The following is a 25,688-nucleotide window of genomic DNA, read 5'->3' as shown; positions in this document are numbered from 1 at the left end:
AACATTGCCCACAAAAGGGGTAGGAGAATCTTAAAAGTGAGTGAAGAATCTCCTGACCCAGTAGAACCATTAAGAAATTTTTACCCGCCAAAAATTATTCTTCTACGGGATGAATTTCACTCACCAGTTCATAGAAATCAGTGTTCGGTGCCTTAGCAAACAGCGGCGTCATCTCATTTAAGATGGCCTGATAAGCCTCGTTTTGATTGGCTTCCATATCTCCCACATTGTCCCAAAAAATGACGGCAATTCCTTCGTCAGTTCCTGGCTTTTGCAGCAGGTAGGCTCCTTTAAAGCCTTCGGCGTAGGTGGAAACCGCTTTTTCATAGAGATGCTTGGCCTCTTCAAACTTCCCAGGTTTGAATTCTGCGATCGCCACGTAGGCAAACTTATGTCTCAGAAAATCTAGAAACTCTGACATATTGTCCTCGTTGAACCACACCACAATTAAGCATAGTAGTTCAGCTTTCACTCAAACCATTCTGACCTCGAAAACCCGTGATAATGCGGCTACCATCTTTCAGGATGTGTATTTCCATCTGATCACTTGCCCAGTTCAGTTTGTCTTTCAAGGCGGGATTGAACACATGAACCCGTTGATTGCGGGACGACACGAGGGAATCTGGGGAATTGATGGCTAAGGATTCCACGTAGGGACCATCGACTAGGATGTCTAACTGTTCAAGCAACTCGGAAGCGCCAAGGGGCGCTCGTTCAGAACGCAGTTCTTCTAAGGTAAATCCTGTAAAAGACATGACGTTAAATCCAGCAGTTTTTAAGCGCTGGGCTAACTGAGTAAGCGCTGGTGCTTGCCAAAACGGTTCCCCTCCCGAAAAGGTTACGCCCTGGTTGCGAGAATTGCTCAAAATTTGACTGGCTAGCTCTTTAATTTCTATTAGTTTGTTAATCTCAAACGACCACGATTCCGGGTTGAAACATCCGGGACACTCTCGCTTACACCCCTGTACCCAAACTACGGCGCGGCAGCCAGGGCCATTGACTTCTGATTCGTCCACGTAGCCCATGATATTCAGATATCCAGGGGGAATTTCTTCTAGTTCTGGGGGTCGAACGTTAGTTGGGTTTTTCATGGCTCTGTTAGGTTTTTTGATCGCACAGGAGCGCGGAGGTTCACGCAGAGTTTTTGAGCTTTGTTAAGTATCCCTGATGGTAGAAAGCTTAATTGTATAGTTGGTCTATTAAGAGAATAGCGAATTTATATTTAAGAATGAATGTTTATTCGTTCATTTTTATAAAAAGTTACTTTAACCTAAATTACTAAATTTTTAGAAATATTTTCTAAAAATTTAAAGCATTTTTACTGGAAATTAAAGCAGGTTTTATGCTGTTTTTATCGCCGATATGTGTCGGCGTTAGTTTGTGAAAATGCACTAAATAAAGCAATAGGGCGCACAGCCGCGCCCTGTTATAAAGTTAATTGTTGTAGTCTTGAAGCTAATCTTTACTCAAATGGTATATGGAGCGTTTTTGTCTGATTCTGGCGCTCCGAAGATGCCAGTTCAAGATACATCCGCTTAGTAGCTGTCCTCACCACCAACGGTTTGCCGTCCCAGTCGGCGATTGGCTTGGTTGAGACGCTCGGCGATCGCTTGTTTCATGGCTATGCTGACTCCAGGTGTCGCTAGCACATCTTGAGCAAGCTCACGGTAAAGTGCACTAGTCATGGAATCAACTTGGTCAATCTTTCTGAGCTGGGCGTATACCCGACGAGGGGAAATAGTCATAGTTCTCACTCTACGAACTTTTTTCTCAAACGGCGCTGGGAGTGGTCATGACTCACCCAATCGGGACTGCCAAAGATAAGTGCAGATTTGGGCGATCGGGTGTGTAATATCAGCGCCAGGGAAAGTAGGGTTGAGTCTGTCTCTCACCTCTATCCTTTGCCCTTAGCTCCATATTTACCTCTGAAGTGGACTCCGTAAATGATTGAGTAACGAAGTGTTATATTGCACGATTAATTGTCAGAATTTAGGTTACGAAACTATGTGAATTGCTAAGAAATACGTTATTTCTCTTCAAGTCATTGCTCAGCGCATCGTAGCAGAGGTTTCTCAACTCAGATTTTGCCACTCATCTTTCAATAGCCCCCTACAGTAACCATTTTCATCCTTATTTACCATCCTCACCTTTGGCGCTGGCACGGGAGATTAAAGACCAACAAAGTGAGGGGAAAGCTCTGGGCAATCTGGGTCTTGCTTACCTTTCCCTGGGAGACTATGCCAAGGCGATTGAGTACACTCAGCAGTGGTTAGCGATCGCACGGCAAATTAACGACTCTGCCTTCTTGCACTAGTGTGCCACCTGTGCCTGGAGAGAAGCCTCAACAGCTAGACCCGCTTCCAGGTGCTGAACAGGAGGCAAAAGCGATCGCACCCCTCCTTAACACAAAAGCCATCATCGGCAAAGATGCTACTAAGTCAGCGATTGAGCAACTGATGCCTAAAGCGCGAATCATTCATCTAGCAACGCATGGCTTATTGGATGATGTGCGAGGAATTGGAAGTGCGATCGCATTCATAATTGAGAAAAATCTTTATGAGTCTTAACCTGGATGGTTAGGCAATGGGTTTTCATACAGGGCAATCCTAATGGACTTTTTCGAGAAACTGAATGCAGCGATCGCACAAAACCAAAGCTTGCTGGTAGTGGGACTCGATCCCAACCCAGAAATGATGCCCACGCATTACTGTGGAGGAGAAGACAAAGACAGTCTCATTGAGGACTTGTGGGATTGGCTGCAATTTCTGATCGGGGAAACCTCAGATTTAGTCTGTGCCTATAAGCCGACGTTTGGCTTTTACAAGGCGTTAGGGGTTCCAGGCATGGAACTGCTACACAAAACCCTCACGGCTATCCCGGCTCACATTCCCATCATTTTAGACGCCAAACACGGTGACCTCAATACCAGTACCATCTTTGCCCAAACCGTCTTTACACAGTGGCAGGTGGATGCGATTACCCTGACTCCCTACTCCGGGCAAGATCATATTGCACCGTTTTTGATTTATCCCGGTAAGGCGGTGTTTGTTCTGTGTTCCACCTCGAATCCGGGTGCCGTCTCTTTGCAGCAATATCCCACGCCGGAGTCTCCCCTGTACTTGCAAGTGGTCAAAGAGGCGAAAAATTGGGGGACTCCTGAACAATTGGCCCTCGAAGTGGGAACTACCAACGCCGAAATTATGGCACGTATCCGTGCGGTTGCTCCCGAACGAATTATCCTAGCACGAAGCATCTGGGCAGAAGGCGGTGGCAACCTTAGCGAAATCCTCGCCGCAGGATTGAATGACAACGGTGATGGACTGCTGATTCCAGTTCCCCAGGATATCTTATCCAGTGAGAAACCTGCTGTGGCGATCGAGCCACTACGTCAGTCGATTAATCAAACCAGACAACAGATTGTTCAGGACGGTACGACTTGTGATTTGTGGATGCCAGATGTTTGTTTTTTAGAACAGCATCCTTATCAAGATTTGATTTTGCAACTCTATGACATTGGTTGCATTTTATTCGGCGAGTTTGTTCAGGCATCAGGCGCAGTATTTCCTTACTACATCGACCTGCGGAAAATCATCTCTAACCCCCAAATCTTTCATCAAGTCCTCACTGCCTATGAACATATCCTCAAAGACCTCACTTTTGACCGCATCGCAGGTATTCCCTATGGTTCCTTACCCACAGCAACCGGATTATCTTTGCGGCTGAATCACCCGATGATTTTTCCCCGCAAGGAAGTCAAAGCACACGGTACAAGGAGGGTGATTGAAGGTCACTTTGAACCAGGAGAAATGATTGTTGTGGTAGATGACATTCTCATCAGTGGGAAGAGTGTAATGGAAGGAGCCGAAAAGATAAAATCGGCAGGATTAAAAGTCGAAGATATCGTCGTTTTTCTCGACCATGAACAAGGGGTCAAAGACAGACTAAAAGCCAATGGTTATCGAGCGCATTCAGTATTAACAATTTCTGAAATTACTGAAACCCTGTATCAAGCAGGGCGGATTAGTGAGGAACAGTTCCAAGCTTTTGCACAGTCCCATTGAGTGATATTTAACGAATTGCTCAGCTCTGTGTGCAACGCTTATAGAGAGTCGAAAACTGAACTGATCTCTCCTTTTTTTCCTCTGTGTGGATGGATAAACAAGCAAGATGTAACGGCGGGTGATCAGGTTAGTTAGTTAAGGAGGCAGGAGGACGAAGGCAGGAGGCAGGAGGTAATCCCCATAAATAAATTTAGGGGATTTATAAAGGACGCTGTATTTTTTGTGCTGCGCGTCTCAAAATACATTTTTTTACCTTTTTTCATAAATAAATTTAGGGGCTTTAAACCCTTTTAGCAGAGGGCAAAAATTGTATTTTTTACCTTCTGCCTCCTGCCTCCTGCCCTCTGCCTTTCTTCGGTAACCCTCAAGTCAAGCAACTTTCAATCGTCGCCACGACTGACTGAGCAAGGGCGGTAAGATGATAACCCCCTTCTAAACCAAAAAGAATGCGACGAGTCAGTTGCAGACACGACTGAGTAAAGAGTCCAAAATCTTGTGGATTGAGAGCAATTCCTGCCAAGGGGTCATCCCCAGTGGCATCATAACCCGCACTGATAATCAGTAAATCTGGCTGAAAATCTCGGAAAAACGGCAGGATTTTCTGCTCAAACATGGGCTGGTAATTCGCAACTGTGCTGCCCGGTGGCATGGGGAGATTGAGTACATTTTTATATAACCCCCGCTCACTCGCTTGACCCGTACCGGGATAGCAGGGATGTTGATGCAGCGAACAGTAGGCAATTTGGGCGTCGCTCTCCACAATATCTTGTGTACCGTTACCGTGATGAACATCCCAATCCAGAATACCAACGCGATGGATACCGGGTTGTTTTAAGGCATAGTAAGCGGCGATCGCAGCATTAGAAAATAAGCAAAATCCCATCCCCCTCTCTCGCTCAGCATGGTGTCCGGGTGGACGTGCGAGGACAAAGGCGGGATTGTCAGTTGCGAGAACCCGATCCACCCCATCTAACCAAGCACTAACGGCTAGCAGGGCTACATCATAACTGCGAGGAGAAATGGCTGTATCTGCGTCCAGCATTCCACCGCCACTCGTGGCAATTTCCCGAACCCGTTCAATGTAGAGTGGGGCATGAATTTGTTGCAAAAGAGGCATCACGGAACGTGTTTCCACGGGCGTCGGTAGCTGCCACTCCAGTTTGTCAGCCCAAGGTGCGGCTTTGAGGGCGTTTACAATGGCGGTTAGACGTTCTGGTCGTTCTGGGTGAAATCGACCATTGTCATGATTGAGAAATTGATCGGAATAAATAACGGGCAGCATAGTTCGAGCTAGGGAGGCACTTAAGGAAGCGAGATGTTTACAGTGACTACTTCATTGTCATCGGATGCCTGGGCGGAGCAAAGCCTTCGGGTGAGCATTCGTACCGAAAGAGAAGAGCGATCGCAAACTCCTAATTGTTCTAGCTAAATATCACTCTGGTGGTCGGAACTCTGAAGGCATTAGCTGAATATTCGGTATTCCTGAGCGGGGCAGACCATCCCTGGCACAATCAGGACTCATGGCTGGCGCACCAGAGCGAGCGATACGAACCAATCGGTTACGGTAAGCGCGTAACGGCTTACGATATTGAGGCTCAGATACAACTGCCATTCTATCAACCACACGAATAGCTCTCCACCACTCCTGACGACAGACGGCCTTAACGAGTTGGGAATTTAACGTTTCTGCTGCTACCGCAGGAGTAGAAATAAGCAGAGCCGATAAAGACACCAGAAAGAATTTAGACCTCAACATACCAATAACCAACCAATCAGAATTGGTAGTTTATCAGTTTCTATCCCGTTTGTTGACTCAAGAGTTGAATCAGTTACCCTGAAGCGTTACGGTGTGTCAGGGCAGGGCATTTTTTAGGATTTGGCTTTAACCGATACCTTACTGTCGCCGTATTTCTACTGCAACCACGAACCAAATAGGGTAGGGACACAGCATTGCCATGTCCCTACCCAGCTTAGTAAGCTTACGATACTGATTCAACAAAAATGCTCAAAGGATCGTATCGATAACCTAGCGATTTTTATCAATTACTGGCCTGCCGTCAACATCAAGATCTAATTCTTCGCGACGCACCTTTTCTGTTGCATTTACCGTGTCACGAACTACTTCTTTTTTGATGCCAACTTCTTCACGGACAAAAGCTTTTTTCTGAATATCTGCTGTCTCTTCATAGACTTCCATCCGAGCTGCTTCCCCTTCCCGGAAATCAGCTTCACCAGGTGCAACTTCTCTCGCCCCGCTAGGATTGTTGCGCTCAATAATCACGCGCTCTTTTTCAACCGGTACAGAAACCCTGGCGGTTTCCGATTCAACATGCTTGCCGATCGATACTTCACCTGTCTTATGACGCTCTTTGTTGGCAACCAGGCGTTCTTCATACAGCTTGAGATTGCGATGAGATTGCTCATTGGTGTCGTAGAGTTCTCGATCGTGATCGTAGGTATAGTTGTTGCGGTTGTAGGTCGGCGTGGTAGCTGCTGTCTGAGCTGGTCGATAAATGTTTCTGACTCGTTCTTCGTAATCGTAATCAACGGTCATGTTGTCGTTATACTCAGGCAAGTGTTCTACTTGCTCTCTCGTCATGCTTGTGGCATAAACCCGGTGCCGATCATAATCAATCCGCGCACGACCGATAGGTAGTAATACCTTTTTACCAAAAATCCAGAATCCCGTATCAACCACGAAATACCGGAAGCGACCAGAATTATTATCTAGAAGGGCATCATAAACGCTACCAATTTTTTCGTTATTTTCGGAATAAACATCATAACCTTTGATGTCATCACCACCGAAAATATCTTGTTTGTAGTTCGGATAAAAATCCGCAATTTTTGCAAGTGCCATAACTTTATTTTGCTATCTTCACTTGCCACGTTATACAGGAATGAGTTCGATTTTCTCTTGCTATAGGTAGAGATATCGGATCGATTGGGTTTCATGACCCAGTCATTTATCTGGCTAGTGCTTAATGCCTTTTTCCTTCACCAAACTTTACTTAAATTTAATAGAAACCCAGGAAGTACATCCTCACCGGATAGAGATGTTGGAGAGTTTAACACCTCTGCATCCCGTTCTGAAGGATATTACTTAATTAATACCCCGGACATGACGCACTGCACGTCCGATGGTTTGAAGGCGCGATCGCTCCCGCCGATTCGATCAGCCGCTTTCCCCGTTGTAGTTGGGATGAGGACAACCGTAAATTCACTGAATTTCGTTTGGAAGACAGTTCTTGTTTTAGGTAGATTCTACATTCCCCTGGTGGGTGTTACTGATCTACCGTCAAGTAGGTTTCGCAACACGGCTTAAAAACGCGGCTACATGAATATAAATAGAACTGCGAGAATTGCCAGCATTATTGAGAAGCGTCGTCCCTTGGCGCGGAAAATCGAAGGAGTAGAGGCAAATCTGAAGTCTCTGGCATCAGCACTGCGTAATCTTGAGGAGAACCGCAATCAACTGCTGACAAGGGTTGATGACGCGAATGTTATTGGACAGCTGAAGGAAATCGATTTTTCGACGATTCAGCTAAGTATTGCCACTGAATTGGAAGCATTGGGCAAGCTTAGAGTACGTTTCTCCCGCGACACGCTCAATATTGGGGTTGTGGGACGTGCGCGACAAGGAAAAAGCCGCCTATTGCAGAGTTTAACGGGACTTACGGCGGCTGAGATTCCGGATGGAGACAGGCAGCACTGCACGGGTGTACGTAGCACCATCCACCACAATCCGAGTGTGGAAACTCACGGTGAGGTCTGGTTTTATTCAGAGCGATCATTTCTGGATGAAGTCCTCAGCCCCTACTATGAGAAGCTTCGCTTGGGTGCAAAGCCAATGACGATTCAAGACTTTGCCAGCCAGCCGCTACCGCCACTGCCTAACGACCTTCGCGGCTTTGCTGAGTATGGAGCAATGTACGAACATCTGAGCGGATATCATGCAAATCTCGAAAAGTATCGCCATCTGTTGCGGGAACCCTCACCTCGCCGCATTGCCAGGGATGAAATTCGGCAATATGTAGCTCAAGACAATTTAGCGGGTGAGCGCATCTATTTCAATTATCTTGCAGTACGAGAAGTCAAAATTGTCTGCAACTTCCCCAATGCTGAGGTGGGTCAGATTGCCTTAGTTGATATGCCTGGTTTGGGTGATACGGGAATTGGTGACGCGGAACGGTTGGTAAAAACGCTGGGTCAGGATGTTGATGCAGTTCTCTTTGTTCGGATGCCAAAGTCATCTGGCGACTACTGGGCTGATGTAGACGTGCGACTGTATGACACGGCTAGCACAGCGTTGGTTGATTTGCCACTCAAGCTGTGGTCTTTTATGGTTCTCAACCAAACAGGTGCTGACTCCAAAAACGGGGACAACTCGAAAAACTGCCAAGATTTGGCGGGGGACATTGCCAAGAAACACATTAACGTTTCTGAGTGGGCGATCGCTAATTGTGCAAATTCTGAAGAGGCGAACAAGGTTTTAGATCGGGTTCTAGAGTACCTAGCTGCCAACATTACTGCTCTTGATCAACAATATGCATCCTCCTGTCAGGAGCGTTTGAGCCAACTTCAGAGTGCAGTTAAGGCGGAGTTAGACAAGGCACGAAATGCCTTGGGGCAAGCAAAGCAGCCTGCTGAGACAGCACAGTTTGAGGTGTTATTCGACCAACTGTGGAATAATCTCACAAGTGGTCTTGAGAAACTGCTTAGGAATCTCGGAACGCAAATTGGTGAGCAGGATCTTGACTTCAAAGCAGAGGTCGAAGCTGCTATCGAAACCTGCCGCAATGATACGGGAATTCCATCATCGCTTGAAGAGATTGAGGTAAGCCGCGATCGCGAGAAATCTTACGAAATCGCCTACAACAAGTACCTTAATGAGATTCGCGCCCACCTATCACAGCACTTTCTGTCTCTGGATAACGGGTTAAAGCGCTCCCTAGATCGGGTCAAGTTTCAGGTGGTAGAGGTGCTAATTGAACAGGGTCGTTTAGGAGGATTGACAGAGGCAAGAGGAGGTGAGTTTCTTGGGGAAATCGCAGAGCAACTGCCTGAGCAACTAATACCAGGGCAACCCAGTCGGCTGAAGTTTGGGTTTCAAATCCTCTCAGAGTTCATGCTTTCTTATCGGGGAATGATCCAGCACCGAATTCGTACCTGCCTGAATGGTCTTACCCCTGATAAAACAACCCTTAAGCTCTCCAAATCTCCCAATGCTCAGCAAGTAATGGTCAGTCTCAAAACGCTCCATGACGAAGCTGTTTATGAATGCGAAAAAGCCTTGGGAAAATTGCTGTGTGAACCCAGTCAAGCTGCTTTTGCGATCGTAGAAGAATTTCTTGATCGGGTACTCCGTGCAGAGGGTGTCAAGATCGAATGGCGAATTTTCTTGAATGAGGAGCGCTCAACAGTATGGCCTTGTGAATTCGAGCAGCTAGGTGAACGTACAAGGCTACGGCGAGAGTGGCTAGATGCAGTAGAGCGTGCAGCAGCAACAAACCAATCAGATTCAATGCAATTTCTAAACTAACCACGTAAGAGGACTTAGATGCCACAAGAACTTAAAATCGCTATGCTTGGGCCTACTGGTGTAGGTAAGACCAGTCTCTTGACAGCTATGTATGAGCAGTTTGAGAACACTATTGGTAAAGCCAATCTGCAACTTACGCCTGATTTGGAAAGCTCAGCAATTCTGCAAGAGCGTTTGGGGGAACTCAAAAGCCTGACTGACAATTTTGAACCCAAAGGAGGAATTGAAGGTACTGAGAATCCCCAGTCTTTCATTTTCGCTTTCGGAAAGAAGGGAGTTAAGCCCTCTGTACAACTACACTTTCAAGACTTCCCAGGCAAATACCTCGACAAGAAATCACCCCTTGAGAACAAGAAGTTTGTCGAGGAACTTCTGCATGAATGTGTTGCAGTTCTTATCGCTATTGATGCTCCAGCATTAATGGAAGATGACGGTAAGTGGCATGACGCTATCAATAGGCCGCAGCAGATAACCAACTTCTTCCAAAGGACATACCAAGATATGAATTCACCGCGACTGGTTATCTTAGCTCCTGTTAGGTGCGAGAAGTACTTACAAGACTTAACATCTGCCAATGCTTTACTGAAAAGTGTCAAGGATAAATATGCCAAACTGCTGGATCTTTTCAGTTCGGATGCTCTGCTTCCCTGGGTAGTCAGCGTGGTTACGCCTGTTCAGACTATTGGTACTGTGATTTTCAAAGATATTCGGGAGATTGATGGTACGCCACATTTTTACTTTCGTAAGACTGGGCATGATGCTGAATACAGTCCCAAGGATAGTGAACAACCATTGCGGTATCTCTTGCGGTTCGTATTGAAACTCCATCTCGATCAGAAAAACTGGGGATTCTTCAATCCCATACGTGTTTGGTTGGGTTGGGATGAACACCTAAAGGAAGCAATTCGTCAGACTGCCAGTGGTTGTAAATCTACTTGGGGGTTCACAGTGATACAGGGTGAAAAGTGGCTAAATATTAAGTAGGAGCTAGAAGTGAAAATTTACATCCTAAGTCGTGGTGTTTCTGAGAAACATGACTACTGTTGGCAGCAAATAGATAAAAATAGTCAGCAGCAGGTAAATGAACCGATTCTCGTCAAAAAATTCAAACACTTGCTCCAGACTGAAGCGCCTTCGCTCCTTCTGGCGCGAGAGAGTAGGGAATTACTCTTGCTGGTAACCGGAATGAGAGCAAGTGAAAGAACAGATTTTATGGGGCGCACCATACGTAACTCTGTAGCCTGGGTTGGTGAAGATGTAAATGAACCTATTCTGCGTGCGATTGCCGTTCGCGCCTTACAGAGTTTCCTTTCAGAAGACGAAGATCCCTCACTGAAAAAAGAAATTGATGACGCTGTACAACCGCATGAAAACGAAGGGTTTAAAGTAGATTTTGAAGCACTCAAAGCTCATAAAATAGCTGAGCCTATCAGTGTTGAAGAGAGCGCTCCCGACCCACGAAGGAAAATAGGCAAATCAGATAAGCGGGTCAGCGAACTTGTCGAAGAACTCAAAGAATGCCACTTGCCAAACAAAGAAGGTCCGCTAGTAGTTTTCACGGGAATTAAGGCAAAATCGGCCCTCGAACAGGCTGAAGTCTGGCGTGGTCTATCAAACCTAGTAGAGGTCGAGGATTGGCCTGCTCAAAAAAAAATTGGTAGAGTAGGTAAGGGTGGCAGTCAGGCGGATAAAACGGGGAAAATTATAATAATTCTGATAATCTCCATTAGCCTGATTGCATTAACTGTCTTCCTACTCATCTCTGAACCCAAGAAAGAACCGAGCAAACAATCAGGCAATGACCAGAAGGAAGTGCCAGCCCAGATATTGCCTCAAAAAGATTCAGAACAGCCAAAATCTCCTACTGGCTTGCCGTCAACTGCTCAACCTGAATCGCAACCAAGTCCATCACCAACAACTGAATCAGAGAAAGCACCAGTACAGGTTCCCTCTGAGGTTAACTCAGAATCTCTACTAGAGACTGAAGAGGGAACTTCTCAAAGCCAGTTCATTAAACAAGGTGAGGAATCTTCAAGGCTGAGTGAGGAGAGTGTCAAGGCTAATGAGTCAGAGACTTCTAGTAGTGGTGCTTGAGGTGCGATCATTCCTTACTGAACCTGATTCAAACTCTACAGTAATAATGACATAAGAGATTAACTCTTCTGTGCTAAATGCGATCGCCCCCAGTATCCTCATAAGGTGCGATCGCATTTCACCAAACCTTACCCAAATCCAACACAAACCCAGGCAAAACACCCTCTCCCGATAACGTTGCCGGAGACTCCAAAACCTCCACATCCTGCCCCAAACGATAGATTTCTACCTGCTTGGTTGTGGCATCAATTAACCAACCTAAGCGAACGTCGTTATCGATATACTCCTGCATCTTTTGTCGTAACTTCTTCAACGAATCACTACTAGAACGCAACTCCACTACAAAATCAGGAGATAGAGGAGAAAACTCCTCCTTTTGCTGAGTTTCACTCAACGCTTCCCACCGTTCATTACTCACCCAACTCGCATCAGGTGACCTAATCGCACTATTAGGTAACGTAAATCCGGTAGAAGAGTCGAAGCCAAAACCTAAACCTGTTCGCTCAATCCAAGCACCCAATTGAGCAATAATTCCAAAGTTTTGCTTCCCTGTCCACGGGAAAGTTGGAGGCATAATAATTACTTCTCCTGTCGCCGTAAGTTCTAGCTGCAAGTCTTGATTTGCTTTGCACAATTCAAGAAAACCTTCTGCGCTCAAACGAGGAATAGTCAAGGTGATGGCATTCATCGGCTCTACCCTAATACCTGAGTTTGTGACCTTAATGATAAAAGCAGCTTAATGACCCACCAGTTTATCTCTTAAATGCTTAATCCGATCGCGATATTTCGCCGCCTCCTCAAACTCCAAATTCTTGGCTGCATCCTTCATCTGCGCTTCCAATTGAGTAATTAACTGCGGAATCTCCTCTAAAGACAAATCATCTGCCTGTTGATAAACCTCTTCCAATTGTTGAGCATTCAACCGCCGCGACACCGCTAAAAACGCCAGAATCGAATTACTTGCTCTTGACACAATCGGCTGAGGCGTAATCCCATGCATCTTGTTATATGCAAGCTGAATTCCGCGACGCCGTTCCGTTTCATCAATCGCTTTAATCATGCTATCGGTGAGGTTATCCGCATACATAATCGCTTGCCCCTGCACATGACGCGCCGCACGTCCAATCGTTTGAATTAGCGATCGCGCTGCCCTTAAAAACCCTTCCTTATCCGCATCCAAAATCGCCACCAGAGACACCTCTGGCAAATCCAACCCTTCCCGCAACAAATTCACCCCAATCAACACATCAAACTCCCCCTCTCGCAACGCTTGCAATATTTCAATCCGCTCAATCGACTGAATCTCTGAGTGCAAATAACGCACCTGAATGCCTCGTTCTTGCAAGTATTCCGTTAAATCCTCCGCCATGCGCTTGGTGAGGGTGGTTACCAACGTCCGTTCTTTCCGCTTCACCCGTTCCTTAATCTCACCCAAAAGGTCATCAATTTGCCCCTCTGTCGGACGCACAAAAATTTCTGGATCAATCACACCCGTCGGGCGAATCACCTGTTCCACCACTCGATTCTCCGACTGTTCAATCTCCCAGTCTCCCGGTGTTGCTGAAACAAAAATACATTGATTAACTTTCGTCCAAAATTCCTCTGCCTTCAAGGGACGATTATCAGCCGCACTTGGCAAGCGAAAACCATGCTCAATCAGTACTTTTTTCCTCGCTTGGTCGCCGTTGTACATGCCGCGAATTTGCGGTACCGTAACGTGAGATTCATCAATCACCAACAGCCAATCTTTGGGAAAGTAATCAATCAAACACTCCGGTGGTTCCCCGGCATAGCGCCCTGCCAAGTGACGAGAATAGTTTTCCACGCCGTTGCAGTAACCGACTTCCCGCAATAATTCCAAGTCATAGCGAGTACGCTGTTCCAATCGTTGGGCTTCTAGTAACTTCCCCGCATCCTGCAATTGCACCAAACGATCCCGAAGTTCTTCCTCAATCGCGTCACAGGCTTCCTCTAGGGTGTCATCTGGGGTGACAAAGTGACGTGCGGGGTAGATATTTAAGGCATTGAGACTGCTGATAATCTCCCCTGTAACCGGGTCAATGTAGCGAATCGCGTCAATTTCATCGCCAAAGAATTCTACACGAATAATCCGGTCTTCGTAGGCTGGGCCAATTTCCACGACATCGCCCTTCACCCGGAACCGTCCCCGTCCCATCTCTAAATCATTGCGCGAATACTGCACCGAGGCTAAGTCTCGCAATAACTGGCGTTGGTCAATGACCTTCCCGACTCCTATGGGAATCGCGGCCTTCAGGTATTCTGAGGGAATGCCCAAGCCATAGATGCAGCTAATTGACGCGACAACAATGACATCCCGACGTTCAAACAGCGATCGCGTTGCCGAGTGCCTGAGCATATCAATTTCATCATTAATCGCTGCACTCTTCTCTATATAAGTGTCGGTGACAGGGATATAGGCTTCAGGCTGGTAGTAGTCGTAGTACGAAACGAAGTACTCAACGGCATTATGGGGAAAAAACTCCCGCAACTCATTACATAACTGTGCCGCCAGGGTTTTGTTGTGGGCGAGAACGAGAGTCGGTTTGCCGATTTTCTCAATCACAGCCGCAACCGAGAAGGTTTTACCGGTTCCGGTTGCACCGAGTAGGGTTTGGTAGCGATGATTCCCTTGGAGGTAGGAGGTGAGTTGTGCGATCGCGTGGGGCTGATCGCCAGTCGGTTGAAAGGGGGCTTGGAGTTGAAATTGCGACATAGAAGTGAAGTTGTTGCTGCCTCTATCTCCTATGCTAAATAACCTTGACGGCATTGGGTGAATCGTGCCGAAATCATCCTAAAATTAAAAGCTCAAGAAGATACCCTAAATTCTGGAAAATCGTATTGGTATCTTGAAGTTTTTCCTAAACAGCTCTTAAATCTAAAAACCACGCGAACAAAGGTTAGTCAGACTCTAAGCTTTGGTTAACCCTAACAGCAAAATTAATGTAAGGCAAATTTACTTTAGAGGTCGCCATCATGACACAACCTTCAGACTTTGAAACCCCACCTGGACAAGCCGAATCCAAAAAATCATTCCCCATCATACTTTGGATTATTGGGGGCTTAGGTTGTGGTTGTTTTGGTCTCATCATCCTGGGAATTATTGCTGCGATCGCTTTGCCCAGTTTTCTCAACCAAGCCAATAAAGCTAGACAAGCAGAAGCTAGAAATAACGTTCATTCAATGGTTAGAGGGCAGCAAGCCTATCATATCGAGAAAGGAACTTTTAGCAAATCGATTGAAGAGTTAGGACTTGGCATTCGACCCGAAACGGAGAATTATCGGTATCAGATTGTGCCTCAAGCGGGTAACAAGAGTGTGATGATTACGGCTCAAGCGAAAGATGCATTGTTGAAGAGTTACACGGGTGCTGTTTTTACGACTAAAAAAGGTCAAGAGGTAGCGACTGTCTCAGGCATTTGTGAAACGATGACTCCCTCTACAACTCCTCCAGCCATGCCAAAGTTCACTGCCAATCAATCAAGTCCGGTTGAATGTCCCCCTGGTTCTCAACCCCTTAATAGATGAGGATAAGGGGTCTTTCAAAAAAGGTGGATGAAGATTTGTAGGGGCGGGTTGAGGAATCATTTCGGTTATCCGACCAGAAAACTCCTGTTCAAACCCGCCCTTACCCCATCATTTGTGATGGAGAAACTGCACCTTAATGCCCGGAGAGAGTATGGATACATGGCTCAGTCAGACCGAGAGACTAGCCAATCCCATCCATGAAATCGCCTGTGCATCGTACCCGTTAATCGGGTTTAAACTAAACATTATATCAATAGGAGTAGTAGAGTAAACTCTATCTTTGCAAATATTTATAATAATATCGATTTTTATTCCTCTTCCTTAAGATAGTTATCGGTTTATAATATTTCTAAAAATGACAGTAGGAGCAGCAAGTCAGCACCGAAAGCGGGTGATTCTCCTACTCAGGGACAAACTCACTTAGAAATTTACAGGTATTTGATCATGAGCAATAGCACGGCTGCCCCAGAAGAAACGGTTAAGAGTTCTGTGTCTCCCCTACCTGGGAATCGTCCCATTGACTCGGCTAATATTCAGGTTCTTGGCTCAATTTCTTCGGTAGAAGACCGCCCCATCGTTGCCAGCAATATCAAAGTATTGGATACCATCTCTATCTCTGGGGAGCGCCCAATTGCGGCAAGTTTGTCTAAGTTTAGTGAAGCCCCAATGATTATGATGAACCGCCCCATTGCCTCAAATTACCTAGAGGGTGAACAAGACTTGATGGGCTATCTTGATTAAACTGACTTAACGTTAATCAATATTCAGAGCGTGACGGCTTCCACCTTTGCTTTGCTGGCTTTAAGTTAGTTTTTGGCTAATCGGTAAGCTAAAAAAGGAACAAGGAAATTTCAGTCACGCTTATTTATTGCATCAATTACTAATCATTTTTATTTCAAACAAATATTTGAATATTATTTGTCATCGGTCTTTAGGAATACTTAGAGACTTTAGTACCCCTGACCAGAGGAGTCAAGTCCTGACTATAAACTCTCCACATCTTAAGGTTGGCTTGTCGGACACCTGATGCCTGGACTAAAACGATGCTCTCGGTAGCAAGTGGGCACCAGGCTAATACTTCTATAGACTGAGGAATACGTAAATATTTTTAGATAAATTGGATACAACTAGAAGAAAGTTGGGAAAATTTTTCCAATTTTCTTCAAAATAAACTTTTCAAAAAAATAGGAAAACCAAGTTATGAGTACAGAAGATAGAGCCAAAGCCACTGCCAAAAATATTGAAGGCAAAGCTCAAGAAGCATTGGGTAATGTAACTGGCGATCCTGAAGATAGAGCAGAAGGAAAAGCCAAGCAAACTCAGGCTGAAGCGAGTCATGCCAAAGAAGATGTCAAGGACAAAATCAAGAAGGCAATTGACTAAGCCATTCACAATCTCCAATAAAAAACTTAAGGATGACAATCCTATTGGCTAGTGGTTACATAACAATTAAATGCCCAATTGCTGAGTGCAATGGCTAGCTGAAAACCGAGGGTCTAGATAGCATAAAAGTTATCTAGGCTTTTGGGTTATTTCTATCTACTAATCAGACTGAACTTTAGTCAATTACGCTAACCCTAATACTTTTCGCAACAACAGTTGGTCGGCTGAACTCGCTCGAAAGCGACCATTTTCAATATCCCTAATCCAACTCTGGCTTTTACCTGTCATCTTGGCCAATTCTCTCTGACTCAGGCGCAGATTCTTTCTGGCTGCCATAATCTCTTCACGAGAGAGAACGGGCTGAATTTTTGAGTTTATTCTTCTATTCGTGGTTCGCTGCGGCTTTTTTTTCACTTCAGTGGCTTGTGGTTCCCATGCGGCTGGGAGTTCAAACCACAAAATACGGGCATTCATCAACCGATTCCACTTTCCACGAGGACCAGAATCCGTCAAGCGGGTGCCATTGCTACCATCTTTCGTCCAGAACTCTAGTGCCGCTTCTGCATCATCTGGAAGATCCACTAATTTAGCCCACAAAGGCTGAATTTCGGGTGGGTAAGTAATGGGATCGAATACGGGTTTTAGCCCATAATGGTTGAGTACTTCCAGGTCACTTTCAAACGTCCGCAGCAACCGCTTCCGTTCTTCCCGATACGAAGCCGCAACGGTGACTTTTGCCTCACCGTAAGCCACCCGCATTAACGTTGGGATGGTGATACGTTGTTCTCGTCCCATTTTGGTTTTAAAGAGTAACCATAGCATCATACGAGCGGCTCCTTCATGTTGCTGCCAGATGCTCATGACAGCGCTTAACAGAGATTTCGGTAGACTGCCGTATTGGTAGAAAGAGGTTCGCTCCCTACAGCCTTGCTTGTTCAAAAAATACTTAGCCCAGGTGCCCGCTTTGACTCTAAACGTGAGTCCCACTAAATGTTTGCACCCCAGATGATCTTCTTGGAAGTGGTGCTGAATTCCTAGCAAGTGCCACAAGCGACTGTCCTCAACGGTAAAACCTTGAACTCTGCCTTGCTGAGGCCAGTCAATGCAAGTTGTAATTTTGCACGGCTGTTGTGCAAGGTCTTTAATCAGGGTGAGCTTCGCAAGTTTGCTGAGGTCTTTGCGCTTCTCTAAGCCTAAGTATTCTTCGATTTGGCGATCGCTAATTATAAATTCTTGCTCCCAAGGTTTCTCGATCGCGGTTGCATGGGCAGCATAGATCAAATGCATACAAGCCGCTCGGATATCCAATGCACCAATGGCAGAGAGGGCTGTTTTTCCTTGTAAGGCGACGGGTGGCTCTAACTCTACCGTCTCTATGACTCGGAACGTAATCGATCCTCGACCTTTGCTGACTTGTCGCCGATAACTGAGTTTCCCCGTTGTATCGGCTTCCCAAGGCAGTGATTGTCGTTGCGCCAGCAGATTGCACAGTTCCCACATCACAATCGCGGAGGCAAAAGGGTTACTTTTGCTGTTGGCAAACAAGTCAGGACTAGTGGCTGTTCTGGTATCGACCTTGCATCTACCTTTTTTAGCCTGCAAAGGAACAGCAGAGCTAATGGGGCACAAAACGGCACACTGCGGTTCCGGGTAATATCCCGCGCAGCTATTACAAAGACTTGGGTCGATCCAGTATTGTTCGCTCTCGATTTGGATTGCGCCTGTAGGACAGTGAGGGCGGCAGCTATCACATCCCACACAACGCGTCGTAATTGTATAAGCCATAACTTTTCGCTGTTACTTCAAGGTTGAGAAGGCCAGCCCCAGTCTTAAGCACCCATCATTATTTATTGACGATTAAGCACCCCAAACTTCTGGCAAATACCCAAGTCCGATTACCCTACCATTTCGCCTTATTAAGGCTTGGGTTTCCAATCCTTTCTGAAATTGCTCTTTCGAGCTTATTTAGAAATAAGTATAAGTAACGTTTCTATACACTTGTGTTCAGCTTGAGCTAAATAATACCTTTAAATATTTGCTTAATGTTTTTGGGTTTTGTTCACTATGAGCATTTTGCTAAAAGTATTTAGTAATGCTTTTTACAGTTTTTGTTTAATTAGGGTGTGAACAGATATCTAATACCCTATCCGGCTCAAGCAATCAGCCAGCTTGGTAAGAGCCACGGTAAGATTGGGCAACAAAAAGCTCCCCATAAAAGCGATAATCCTTGGGTTAATTAAGTCGGGGAAATCATTGGGTATCTACTGAAGAGATTTTGTATATTTAACTACTAAATAAAATTTTTTGAATATTTTTTTATTTCTCATTAAATTTTCTTGAAAGAGATTATCATCAGTCGGAATAGTTCTGGTAAGATTGACGCAGTTGCTCGTCATTGATTCATCGAACGTGTTGAGGTTCGTCAATCTCAGGGAATCAGACACTCACCTTAAGCTGAAGTATGGCGGCGTTTTACAAGAGTGAACATTGACTAGCTACAGGCGTCTGTTTCTCTAATAGATTCTAGATAATAATTAGCAACTATCCCCCTCTTTTAGGCATTATTCCAAATTAAAAATGAATATATTTTTGAGAAAACGCATCATTTATTCATTAAAAGAGAAGTAGTTTTTAACATAAATTGACTGGAAATCAGATTAGTATTTTTGAAAGAAAGTTGTAGCATAAATTCAAGGAAATTAAATCATGACTCAGCTCACTGGAATAACATTGGGTGGCAAAAATTGGACTCCTCAATTTGCTCAGAAAATTAACAAAGATAAATGCATCGGCTGTGGCAGATGCTACAAAGTATGTGGTCGAAATGTGCTGCAATTAAAGGCACTGAATGAAGAGGGTGAATTTGTAGAGGATGAAGACGATGAGGAAATTGAACGAAAAGTGATGACGATTCTCAACCCAGAAAATTGTATTGGTTGTCAGGCTTGTTCACGAATTTGTCCCAAGAATTGCTATACCCATTCCCCTCACGAACTCAATTAAGGTTTTTGTCAGTTTGTTCAAAACCTACTTGCCTTTTGTCAACTGGATGTGCTGTCAGAATCGCAGAGAGAGTCAAGTGCGATGGCTCTCCGGGCGGTACCCCACATCAGGTGGAAAACAGCTAAATTCAGCGAAATTGGGGCAAAATGAGCGCCAATCAAGCTCAAAGGCTTGTAGTTTTATTGCCCTATATCGACGGGCAAACCGAAAATGGGTCAACGACGATTACAGAAAAGGTGACTTAGTAGTACATTAGAAACGTTTACCGCAACTACCCTAAGAAATAATTAGGACTAGCAATGGCCGAGTATGCCATCTGCAAGTATTGAAACAAGCGACTCCTCTACGCAGGCAAAGGCGAGGCAGCTCCTCGCAAGGAAAGGAGATAAAGCAAGCATGAAAGAAATTCCAGCTTCAGTGATAACCCTGGTGATTGGCGTCATCGTCACGCTGATCAGCCTTTGGGTGGGTCAAAACCACGGTCTACTACCAGAACAAGCGTCCGCGCAAGCGCCTCTAGTAGACGGATTTTTTAACGTGATGGTTACCATCGGGACTGCCCTGTTTTTAGTCGTCGAAGGAGCCATCTTATTTTTTGCGATTAAGTATCGTCGGCGTCCGGGGGATGATACCGATGGAGTGCCGATTAGTGAAAACTTTGCCTTAGAAGTTTTTTGGACGGCGATTCCCGCGATCATTGTGATCGGCCTGGGGGTCTACAGTGTTGAGGTTTTCCGGGATATGGGTGGCTTTGCACCGGCGGGTGTGGGTCACAACATGATGGCTCACACTCATTCCCACTCCCAGATGGCGAACATGCCAGGGAGTGCCATGGCAGCTCCCATGATTGCTGACTCTGAAGACATGACAACGGAAGCAGCCGCAACAGCCAATGATGCCAAATACGGTTTTGGCGCAACTCCGCAAGAAAGAAGCAAACCCGCTGATTTGGTGGTGAATGTTTCCGGGATGCAGTTTGCTTGGATTTTTACCTATCCCGATACGGGTGTTACCTCTGGGGAATTGCACGTTCCGATGGGGAAAGATGTACAACTCAACATCTCGGCTACCGATGTGATTCATTCCTTCTGGGTGCCTCAGTTCCGCCTCAAGCAAGACGCGATTCCGGGGCAGCCTACCGAGTTGCGCTTCGTTGCCACCAAGACGGGGGAATACCCGGTGGTTTGTGCTGAACTTTGTGGAGGTTACCACGGCGCAATGCGATCGCAAGTCATTGTCCATACACCGGAAGATTACGATCGCTGGCTGGAAGAAAACCGCGTGGCTCAAGCAAAACAGCTGAATCAAACCGTTGCGGTTAACCCAGCAAATTTACCCGCCTCAGAGTTTCTGGCTCCCTATACCAGTGAAATGGGGATTAATTCAGACACTCTCGCTCAACTCCCAAGAGCTCACTAATAGGAAAGGTCTATTACAGCACACCTTCCCTAATTACTGATTGAAACAAGAGTTTGTTATGGCACAAGCACAACTACCCCTAGACACTCCACCCAAAAAGACGGATAGTTCCCACAGCGCACATCCCAAAGCGTGGAAATGGTACGACTACTTCACCTTTAACATTGACCATAAGGTAATTGGGATTCAATACCTGGTTACATCATTTATCTTCTATCTGATCGGCGGACTCATGGCGGTTGCCATGCGGACTGAACTGTATACCCCCGACCCCGACGTTCTCGATCCCAATCTATATAATGCCTTCATGACCAATCACGGGACGATCATGATCTTCCTGTGGATTGTCCCCGCTGCAATTGGGGGGTTTGGCAACTTTCTAGTGCCGTTGATGATTGGTGCTAGAGATATGGCGTTTCCCAAACTCAATGCGATCGCCTTTTGGCTGAACCCACCCGCCGGAGCACTGATTATTGGTAGTTTCTTCTTCGGAGGAGCACAAGCGGGTTGGACTTCCTATCCCCCTTTGAGCGTAATTACAGCGAGTACGGCTCAGTCGATGTGGATTCTCAGCATCGTCTTGGTGGGAACTTCCTCAATTTTGGGTTCGCTGAACTTTATCGTCACCATCCTGAAGATGAAGATTCCTAGCATGAAGTGGAGTCAGCTTCCTTTATTCTGCTGGGCGATCATGGCAACCTCCATCTTGGCACTGGTGTCAACCCCGGTTTTAGCTGCCGGATTGGTGCTGTTGTTGTTTGATATTAACTTTGGCACTTCATTCTTTAAGCCCGATGCCGGGGGTAATGTCGTCATCTACCAGCATTTATTCTGGTTCTATTCCCACCCCGCCGTTTATCTGATGATTTTGCCCATCTTCGGCGTTATGTCGGAGGTGATTCCAGTGCACGCCCGCAAACCGATTTTTGGTTACCAAGCGATCGCCTATTCAAGTTTAGCGATCTGCGTTGTCGGTTTGTTCGTCTGGGTACACCACATGTTTACCAGTGGTACGCCCCCCTGGATGCGGATGTTCTTCACCATCTCCACCCTAATTGTTGCGGTTCCCACAGGCGTCAAGATTTTCAGTTGGGTGGCTACCTTGTGGGGTGGCAAAATCCGCTTCACCAGTGCGATGCTGTTCGCGATTGGTTTGTTATCGATGTTCGTTTTGGGTGGATTGAGTGGCGTTACCTTGGGAACGGCTCCCTTTGATGTTCACGTCCACGATACTTATTATGTGGTTGCTCACTTCCACTACGTTTTGTTTGGGGGTTCCGTGTTTGGCATTTATGCCGGGATTTATCACTGGTTCCCCAAAATAACAGGGCGGATGTACAACGAAACCTTGGGGCGGATTCACTTTATCCTCACTTTTATTGGCACCAATCTCACCTTCTTACCCATGCATGAGTTGGGTTTAAAAGGAATGCCTCGGCGAGTAGCGATGTATGATCCCCAATTTACCTTCATCAACCAGATTTGTACCTACGGGGCGTTTTTGTTGGCGATATCTGTAATTCCTTTCGCTATCAATATGGTATGGAGTTGGATGAAGGGTGCGAAAGCAAGTGACAATCCCTGGAATGCTCTCACCCTAGAATGGACAACCAGTTCACCCCCTGCGATCGAAAACTGGGAAGTATTGCCTGTTCTGACTCGTGGGCCTTACGAGTATGGCATGAACGGTAGCAATACTGAAATGAACCCAGGTGGAGAGATGGGTGAACCGATCGTTACGCCTAAGAATGGGTAATGGGTAATGGGTAATGGGTAATGGGTAATGGGTAAAATTACCGCCTATTGCCTATTACCTACGACCCATCACTAATTACTAATCAGCAATGACCAATCATTGAGATTTGGAGTGTTATGCAAGGTTCAACAATTGACGCACCAGATAATATTCTCAACAGCTCTGTTCCTCCAGCAGTGAGTGAAGCCCATCATGAAGAACACCCAGATTTACGGGTTTTTGGGCTGTTGACGTTTCTGATTTCTGAATCCCTGATGTTTGGGGGCTTTTTTGCGACTTATTTACTCTTAAGAGGTGGTGCAGAAACTTGGCCTCCTGAAGGTACAGAAGTCGAACTATTAGTACCTACAATTAACACCATCATTCTGGTTTCGAGTAGCTTTGTCATCCATAAGGGAGACGTTGCCATTAAAAAGAATGATGTTTCAGGACTACGGCTGTGGTACATCGTTACTGCCGTTATGGGAGCTATTTTCTTAGCGGGTCAGGTTTATGAGTACAAAACTCTGGGCTATGGTTTGGCTACGAATGTGTTTTCCAATTGTTTTTATTTGATGACAGGTTTCCACGGATTACACGTTTTTGTGGGGCTACTACTTATTTTAGGTGTGTTGTGGCGATCGCGCCGAGACAGTCACTATTCTGGCAGCAAGCACACGGGTGTGGAAATGGCAGAAATTTACTGGCATTTCGTAGACATTATTTGGATTATTCTGTTTACACTGCTGTACATTCTTTCCATGTTTTAATCTCCTCCCACGTCAATTTTTCGGCTGTTGGCGTGGGCTTATAACAAATGCACCATGAAAAGAAGCAATTTTGTAATCAGTTTTACTAAATGCATGAATTATAAAACCAAGTTAAAATTTTTGTCAGAGAATTTTTTTTTAAGATTAAAATAAATTTGAGACTTTTAAAAAATCTAGAAAATTTTCTAGGCTGTGTCTGTCATTGGGGATTAAATTCTTGAAAATCACTCAATGACGGACAAAATATTTATGCCTGGTTGCCTTTGAAGAGATAAGTTAGGTCAAGGCTATAAGGCGTATGAGCAGATGGCAACTAGAGAAGGCAGATAGCATGGATCATCAGAACGGTCACCATCCATATAGTCATTACTATACTGAGAGTAACCTGATTACAGCAGAACTGATGGGGGAAAAAGTGGGCGATAAATCCCTATCAGCTTATGGACTAGCGCTGGCGGAGTGTAGTTATATCGATGAGAGGTTGCGAGAAAGCCTCAAAGAACTATCAAAACTCAAATCTGCATTGGATGAAGCCGCGATCGTAGCCATTACGGACTGTAGGGGAATTATCCGTTATGTTAATGATACATTTTGTGAGATATCTCAATATAGCCGCGAGGAACTGATTGGGAAAGACCACCGAATCATCAATTCTGGCTATCATTCCCAAGAGTTTTTTACTCAGTTTTGGTCTACTATTCGATCGGGTAAAGTCTGGAAAGGCGAAATTAGAAATAAAGCCAAAAATGGAGCCTACTATTGGGTTGATACAACTATCGTACCCTTTTTGGATGCTAAGGGAAAACCCTATCAATACTTAGCCATTCGATTTGATATTACCGACCGCAAAAAGGCAGAGGAGGCACTGCGACAATCGGAAGCCAAATCTCGGCAACAAGCTGAAAAGCTGGAAGTTATCTTACAAAATCTAAAATTAACTCAATCCCAACTGGTTCAAAGTGAAAAACTATCCAGTATGGGACAAATGGTAGCGGGTGTTGCTCACGAAATTAACAACCCTGTTAACTTCATCCACGGTAATCTCAGCCACGCTAGCGAATATATTCATAGCCTGATGCATACACTACGTCTGTATCGGCAGTATTACCCTAATCCCATGCCAGAGATTCAATCGAGTGTTGAAGACAACGACTTGGATTTCTTGATGGAAGATTTGCCCAAAATGCTGGATTCAATGAAATTGGGGACGAACCGTATTCGCGATATTGTTTTATCTCTGCGAAACTTTTCCAGGTTGGAAGAGGCGGGGATGAATCCAGTGAATATTCATGAGGGTATTGACAGTACATTACTTATTCTGCACAATCGACTGAGAGGAAAAGCCGGACAGCCTAAAATTAGCGTGATTAAAGAGTATGGCAACCTGCCTTTGGTGGCGTGCTATGCCAGTCAACTCAATCAGGTGTTTATGAATCTTCTTAGTAATGCCATTGACGCTATAGAACACCAACAATCACCACGCATCATCACGATTACAACGGAGCAAACCTCTGCTGACTCTGTCCTCATTTCTATTGCTGATAACGGTTGCGGTATTCCAGAAGAAGTACAAAAACGACTGTTTGAACCCTTCTTTACAACGAAACCAGTAGGCAAGGGTACGGGTTTAGGGCTGTCAATTGTCCATCATATTGTAGTGGAAAAACATCACGGCGAGTTGAAGTGTATTTCGCAGTGTGATCGGGGAACTCAGTTCTTGATTTCGATTCCGATTTTGCCACCTCATTAGCCGATAACCGAAATAGCACTGGCTTAAATCAATGCCAGATTTGAGTACAAGATGTGTACTCAAAAGAATTAGTAAAAAACGGCTTACACCCCAAGCAATTGGGAGGTTTGATACTGAATACAAAGCCACCCGTTCCCTCTCTAGTAAATACTCGTACCTCTACCCAGAAATACGAGTCCCCCTACCCCAATATATTTTTGAAATCCTGAGCAGACTGGGTTGGGCAGCTTTGAGTACAAGCTTAATTAATTTAATAAATTTAACCGATTCAGGTACTCTTCCTGATTGTGAGACAACTGTTATAAACAATATAAAGAAATAAATCTGGTCAGTACGCATTCGACCGAGATTACGGCAGTGTTTATCGTCTCACTTAGGAGATTAA

24 protein-coding genes are annotated in these 25,688 nt (G+C 45.3%); 15 read left to right on the top strand and 9 right to left on the bottom strand.

The genetic code is table 11. From position 1 onward, the window contains the following. Positions 1 to 94: 94 nt before the first annotated feature. The 3 genes from MIC7113_RS04785 to MIC7113_RS04775 all read right to left on the bottom strand — a co-directional run bounded on the left by MIC7113_RS04785 (position 95) and on the right by MIC7113_RS04775 (position 1,745). On the bottom strand, positions 95 to 421 hold the full coding sequence (locus MIC7113_RS04785; protein ID WP_015181042.1) for a hypothetical protein: 327 nt from the start codon (positions 419 to 421) through the stop codon (positions 95 to 97). Between the two features lie 40 nt (positions 422 to 461). Next, positions 462 to 1,091 (bottom strand): 4Fe-4S single cluster domain-containing protein, encoded by a 630-nt coding sequence (locus tag MIC7113_RS04780; protein ID WP_015181041.1) that lies wholly within the window; start codon positions 1,089 to 1,091, stop codon positions 462 to 464. A gap of 444 nt (positions 1,092 to 1,535) precedes the next feature. Next, entirely contained in the window at positions 1,536 to 1,745 is a 210-nt protein-coding gene (locus MIC7113_RS04775; RefSeq protein ID WP_015181040.1) for a hypothetical protein, read from the bottom strand. 404 nt (positions 1,746 to 2,149) lie between these two features. Here MIC7113_RS04775 and MIC7113_RS35940 point away from each other — a divergent pair, with 404 nt between their 5' ends. Genes MIC7113_RS35940 through MIC7113_RS04765 form a run of 3 tightly spaced genes read left to right on the top strand, consistent with a single transcriptional unit; the run spans position 2,150 to position 4,061 of the window. Continuing rightward, positions 2,150 to 2,314, top strand: a complete 165-nt coding sequence (locus MIC7113_RS35940) for a tetratricopeptide repeat protein (RefSeq protein WP_226883594.1) — start codon at positions 2,150 to 2,152, stop codon at positions 2,312 to 2,314. Positions 2,315 to 2,324: 10 nt separating this feature from the next. After that, positions 2,325 to 2,567, top strand: coding sequence for a CHAT domain-containing protein (locus MIC7113_RS04770; protein WP_390464671.1), 243 nt, complete (start codon positions 2,325 to 2,327; stop codon positions 2,565 to 2,567). 42 nt (positions 2,568 to 2,609) lie between these two features. After that, positions 2,610 to 4,061 (top strand): bifunctional orotidine-5'-phosphate decarboxylase/orotate phosphoribosyltransferase, encoded by a 1,452-nt coding sequence (locus MIC7113_RS04765; RefSeq protein ID WP_015181039.1) that lies wholly within the window; start codon positions 2,610 to 2,612, stop codon positions 4,059 to 4,061. A gap of 364 nt (positions 4,062 to 4,425) precedes the next feature. Here MIC7113_RS04765 and MIC7113_RS04760 read toward each other — a convergent pair whose 3' ends face one another. The 3 genes from MIC7113_RS04760 to MIC7113_RS04750 form a co-directional block, all read right to left on the bottom strand. Continuing rightward, positions 4,426 to 5,343 (bottom strand): histone deacetylase family protein, encoded by a 918-nt coding sequence (locus tag MIC7113_RS04760; protein ID WP_015181038.1) that lies wholly within the window; start codon positions 5,341 to 5,343, stop codon positions 4,426 to 4,428. Positions 5,344 to 5,493: 150 nt separating this feature from the next. Continuing rightward, positions 5,494 to 5,817, bottom strand: coding sequence for a hypothetical protein (locus tag MIC7113_RS04755; protein ID WP_015181037.1), 324 nt, complete (start codon positions 5,815 to 5,817; stop codon positions 5,494 to 5,496). Between the two features lie 270 nt (positions 5,818 to 6,087). Next, the gene (locus MIC7113_RS04750) at positions 6,088 to 6,921 is read right to left on the bottom strand and encodes a DUF2382 domain-containing protein (protein WP_015181036.1); all 834 of its coding nucleotides are present in this window, start codon (positions 6,919 to 6,921) and stop codon (positions 6,088 to 6,090) included. Positions 6,922 to 7,014: 93 nt separating this feature from the next. Here MIC7113_RS04750 and MIC7113_RS35935 point away from each other — a divergent pair, with 93 nt between their 5' ends. From MIC7113_RS35935 to MIC7113_RS04735, 4 genes are all read left to right on the top strand, one after another. Further along, complete coding sequence (locus MIC7113_RS35935) at positions 7,015 to 7,386, top strand: hypothetical protein (RefSeq protein WP_155897934.1); 372 nt, start codon at positions 7,015 to 7,017, stop codon at positions 7,384 to 7,386. 12 nt (positions 7,387 to 7,398) lie between these two features. Continuing rightward, positions 7,399 to 9,603, top strand: a complete 2,205-nt coding sequence (locus tag MIC7113_RS04745; RefSeq protein ID WP_015181035.1) for a hypothetical protein — start codon at positions 7,399 to 7,401, stop codon at positions 9,601 to 9,603. 18 nt (positions 9,604 to 9,621) lie between these two features. Next, positions 9,622 to 10,587, top strand: coding sequence for a TRAFAC clade GTPase domain-containing protein (locus tag MIC7113_RS04740; protein ID WP_015181034.1), 966 nt, complete (start codon positions 9,622 to 9,624; stop codon positions 10,585 to 10,587). Between the two features lie 186 nt (positions 10,588 to 10,773). Then, entirely contained in the window at positions 10,774 to 11,697 is a 924-nt protein-coding gene (locus tag MIC7113_RS04735) for a hypothetical protein (RefSeq protein WP_155897933.1), read from the top strand. A gap of 118 nt (positions 11,698 to 11,815) precedes the next feature. Here the strand turns inward: MIC7113_RS04735 and MIC7113_RS04730 are convergent, their stop codons facing one another. Continuing rightward, complete coding sequence (locus MIC7113_RS04730; RefSeq protein WP_015181032.1) at positions 11,816 to 12,385, bottom strand: Uma2 family endonuclease; 570 nt, start codon at positions 12,383 to 12,385, stop codon at positions 11,816 to 11,818. A 48-nt stretch (positions 12,386 to 12,433) separates the two neighbouring features. After that, positions 12,434 to 14,431: an excinuclease ABC subunit UvrB gene (uvrB, locus tag MIC7113_RS04725; RefSeq protein ID WP_015181031.1), complete on the bottom strand. Its 1,998-nt coding sequence runs from the start codon at positions 14,429 to 14,431 to the stop codon at positions 12,434 to 12,436. 260 nt (positions 14,432 to 14,691) lie between these two features. Here uvrB and MIC7113_RS04720 point away from each other — a divergent pair, with 260 nt between their 5' ends. The 3 genes from MIC7113_RS04720 to MIC7113_RS04710 all read left to right on the top strand — a co-directional run bounded on the left by MIC7113_RS04720 (position 14,692) and on the right by MIC7113_RS04710 (position 16,626). Next, positions 14,692 to 15,243 (top strand): type IV pilin-like G/H family protein, encoded by a 552-nt coding sequence (locus MIC7113_RS04720; protein WP_015181030.1) that lies wholly within the window; start codon positions 14,692 to 14,694, stop codon positions 15,241 to 15,243. Between the two features lie 444 nt (positions 15,244 to 15,687). Then, positions 15,688 to 15,984, top strand: coding sequence for a hypothetical protein (locus MIC7113_RS04715; protein WP_015181029.1), 297 nt, complete (start codon positions 15,688 to 15,690; stop codon positions 15,982 to 15,984). Between the two features lie 459 nt (positions 15,985 to 16,443). After that, positions 16,444 to 16,626 (top strand): CsbD family protein, encoded by a 183-nt coding sequence (locus MIC7113_RS04710; protein WP_015181028.1) that lies wholly within the window; start codon positions 16,444 to 16,446, stop codon positions 16,624 to 16,626. 183 nt (positions 16,627 to 16,809) lie between these two features. Here the strand turns inward: MIC7113_RS04710 and MIC7113_RS04705 are convergent, their stop codons facing one another. Next, positions 16,810 to 18,411, bottom strand: coding sequence for a helix-turn-helix domain-containing protein (locus MIC7113_RS04705; RefSeq protein WP_015181027.1), 1,602 nt, complete (start codon positions 18,409 to 18,411; stop codon positions 16,810 to 16,812). Positions 18,412 to 19,332: 921 nt separating this feature from the next. On the opposite strand from MIC7113_RS04705, the gene fdxB reads away from it, so the two are divergent. The 5 genes from fdxB to MIC7113_RS04680 all read left to right on the top strand — a co-directional run bounded on the left by fdxB (position 19,333) and on the right by MIC7113_RS04680 (position 25,303). Then, positions 19,333 to 19,629 (top strand): ferredoxin III, nif-specific, encoded by a 297-nt coding sequence (gene fdxB, locus MIC7113_RS04700; RefSeq protein WP_015181026.1) that lies wholly within the window; start codon positions 19,333 to 19,335, stop codon positions 19,627 to 19,629. Between the two features lie 396 nt (positions 19,630 to 20,025). Continuing rightward, the gene (locus MIC7113_RS04695) at positions 20,026 to 21,048 is read left to right on the top strand and encodes a cytochrome c oxidase subunit II (RefSeq protein WP_015181025.1); all 1,023 of its coding nucleotides are present in this window, start codon (positions 20,026 to 20,028) and stop codon (positions 21,046 to 21,048) included. Between the two features lie 58 nt (positions 21,049 to 21,106). Next, positions 21,107 to 22,804, top strand: coding sequence for a cytochrome c oxidase subunit I (gene ctaD / locus MIC7113_RS04690; protein ID WP_015181024.1), 1,698 nt, complete (start codon positions 21,107 to 21,109; stop codon positions 22,802 to 22,804). Positions 22,805 to 22,920: 116 nt separating this feature from the next. After that, a complete protein-coding gene (locus MIC7113_RS04685) occupies positions 22,921 to 23,553 on the top strand; it encodes a cytochrome c oxidase subunit 3 (protein WP_015181023.1) in 633 nt (210 codons plus the stop codon). A 298-nt stretch (positions 23,554 to 23,851) separates the two neighbouring features. After that, positions 23,852 to 25,303: a sensor histidine kinase gene (locus tag MIC7113_RS04680; RefSeq protein WP_015181022.1), complete on the top strand. Its 1,452-nt coding sequence runs from the start codon at positions 23,852 to 23,854 to the stop codon at positions 25,301 to 25,303. Positions 25,304 to 25,688: the final 385 nt, after the last annotated feature.

This window comes from Allocoleopsis franciscana PCC 7113, from assembly GCF_000317515.1.
GTDB lineage: Bacteria > Cyanobacteriota > Cyanobacteriia > Cyanobacteriales > Coleofasciculaceae > Allocoleopsis > Allocoleopsis franciscana.
This window is presented reverse-complemented; position numbering and strand designations above follow the sequence as displayed.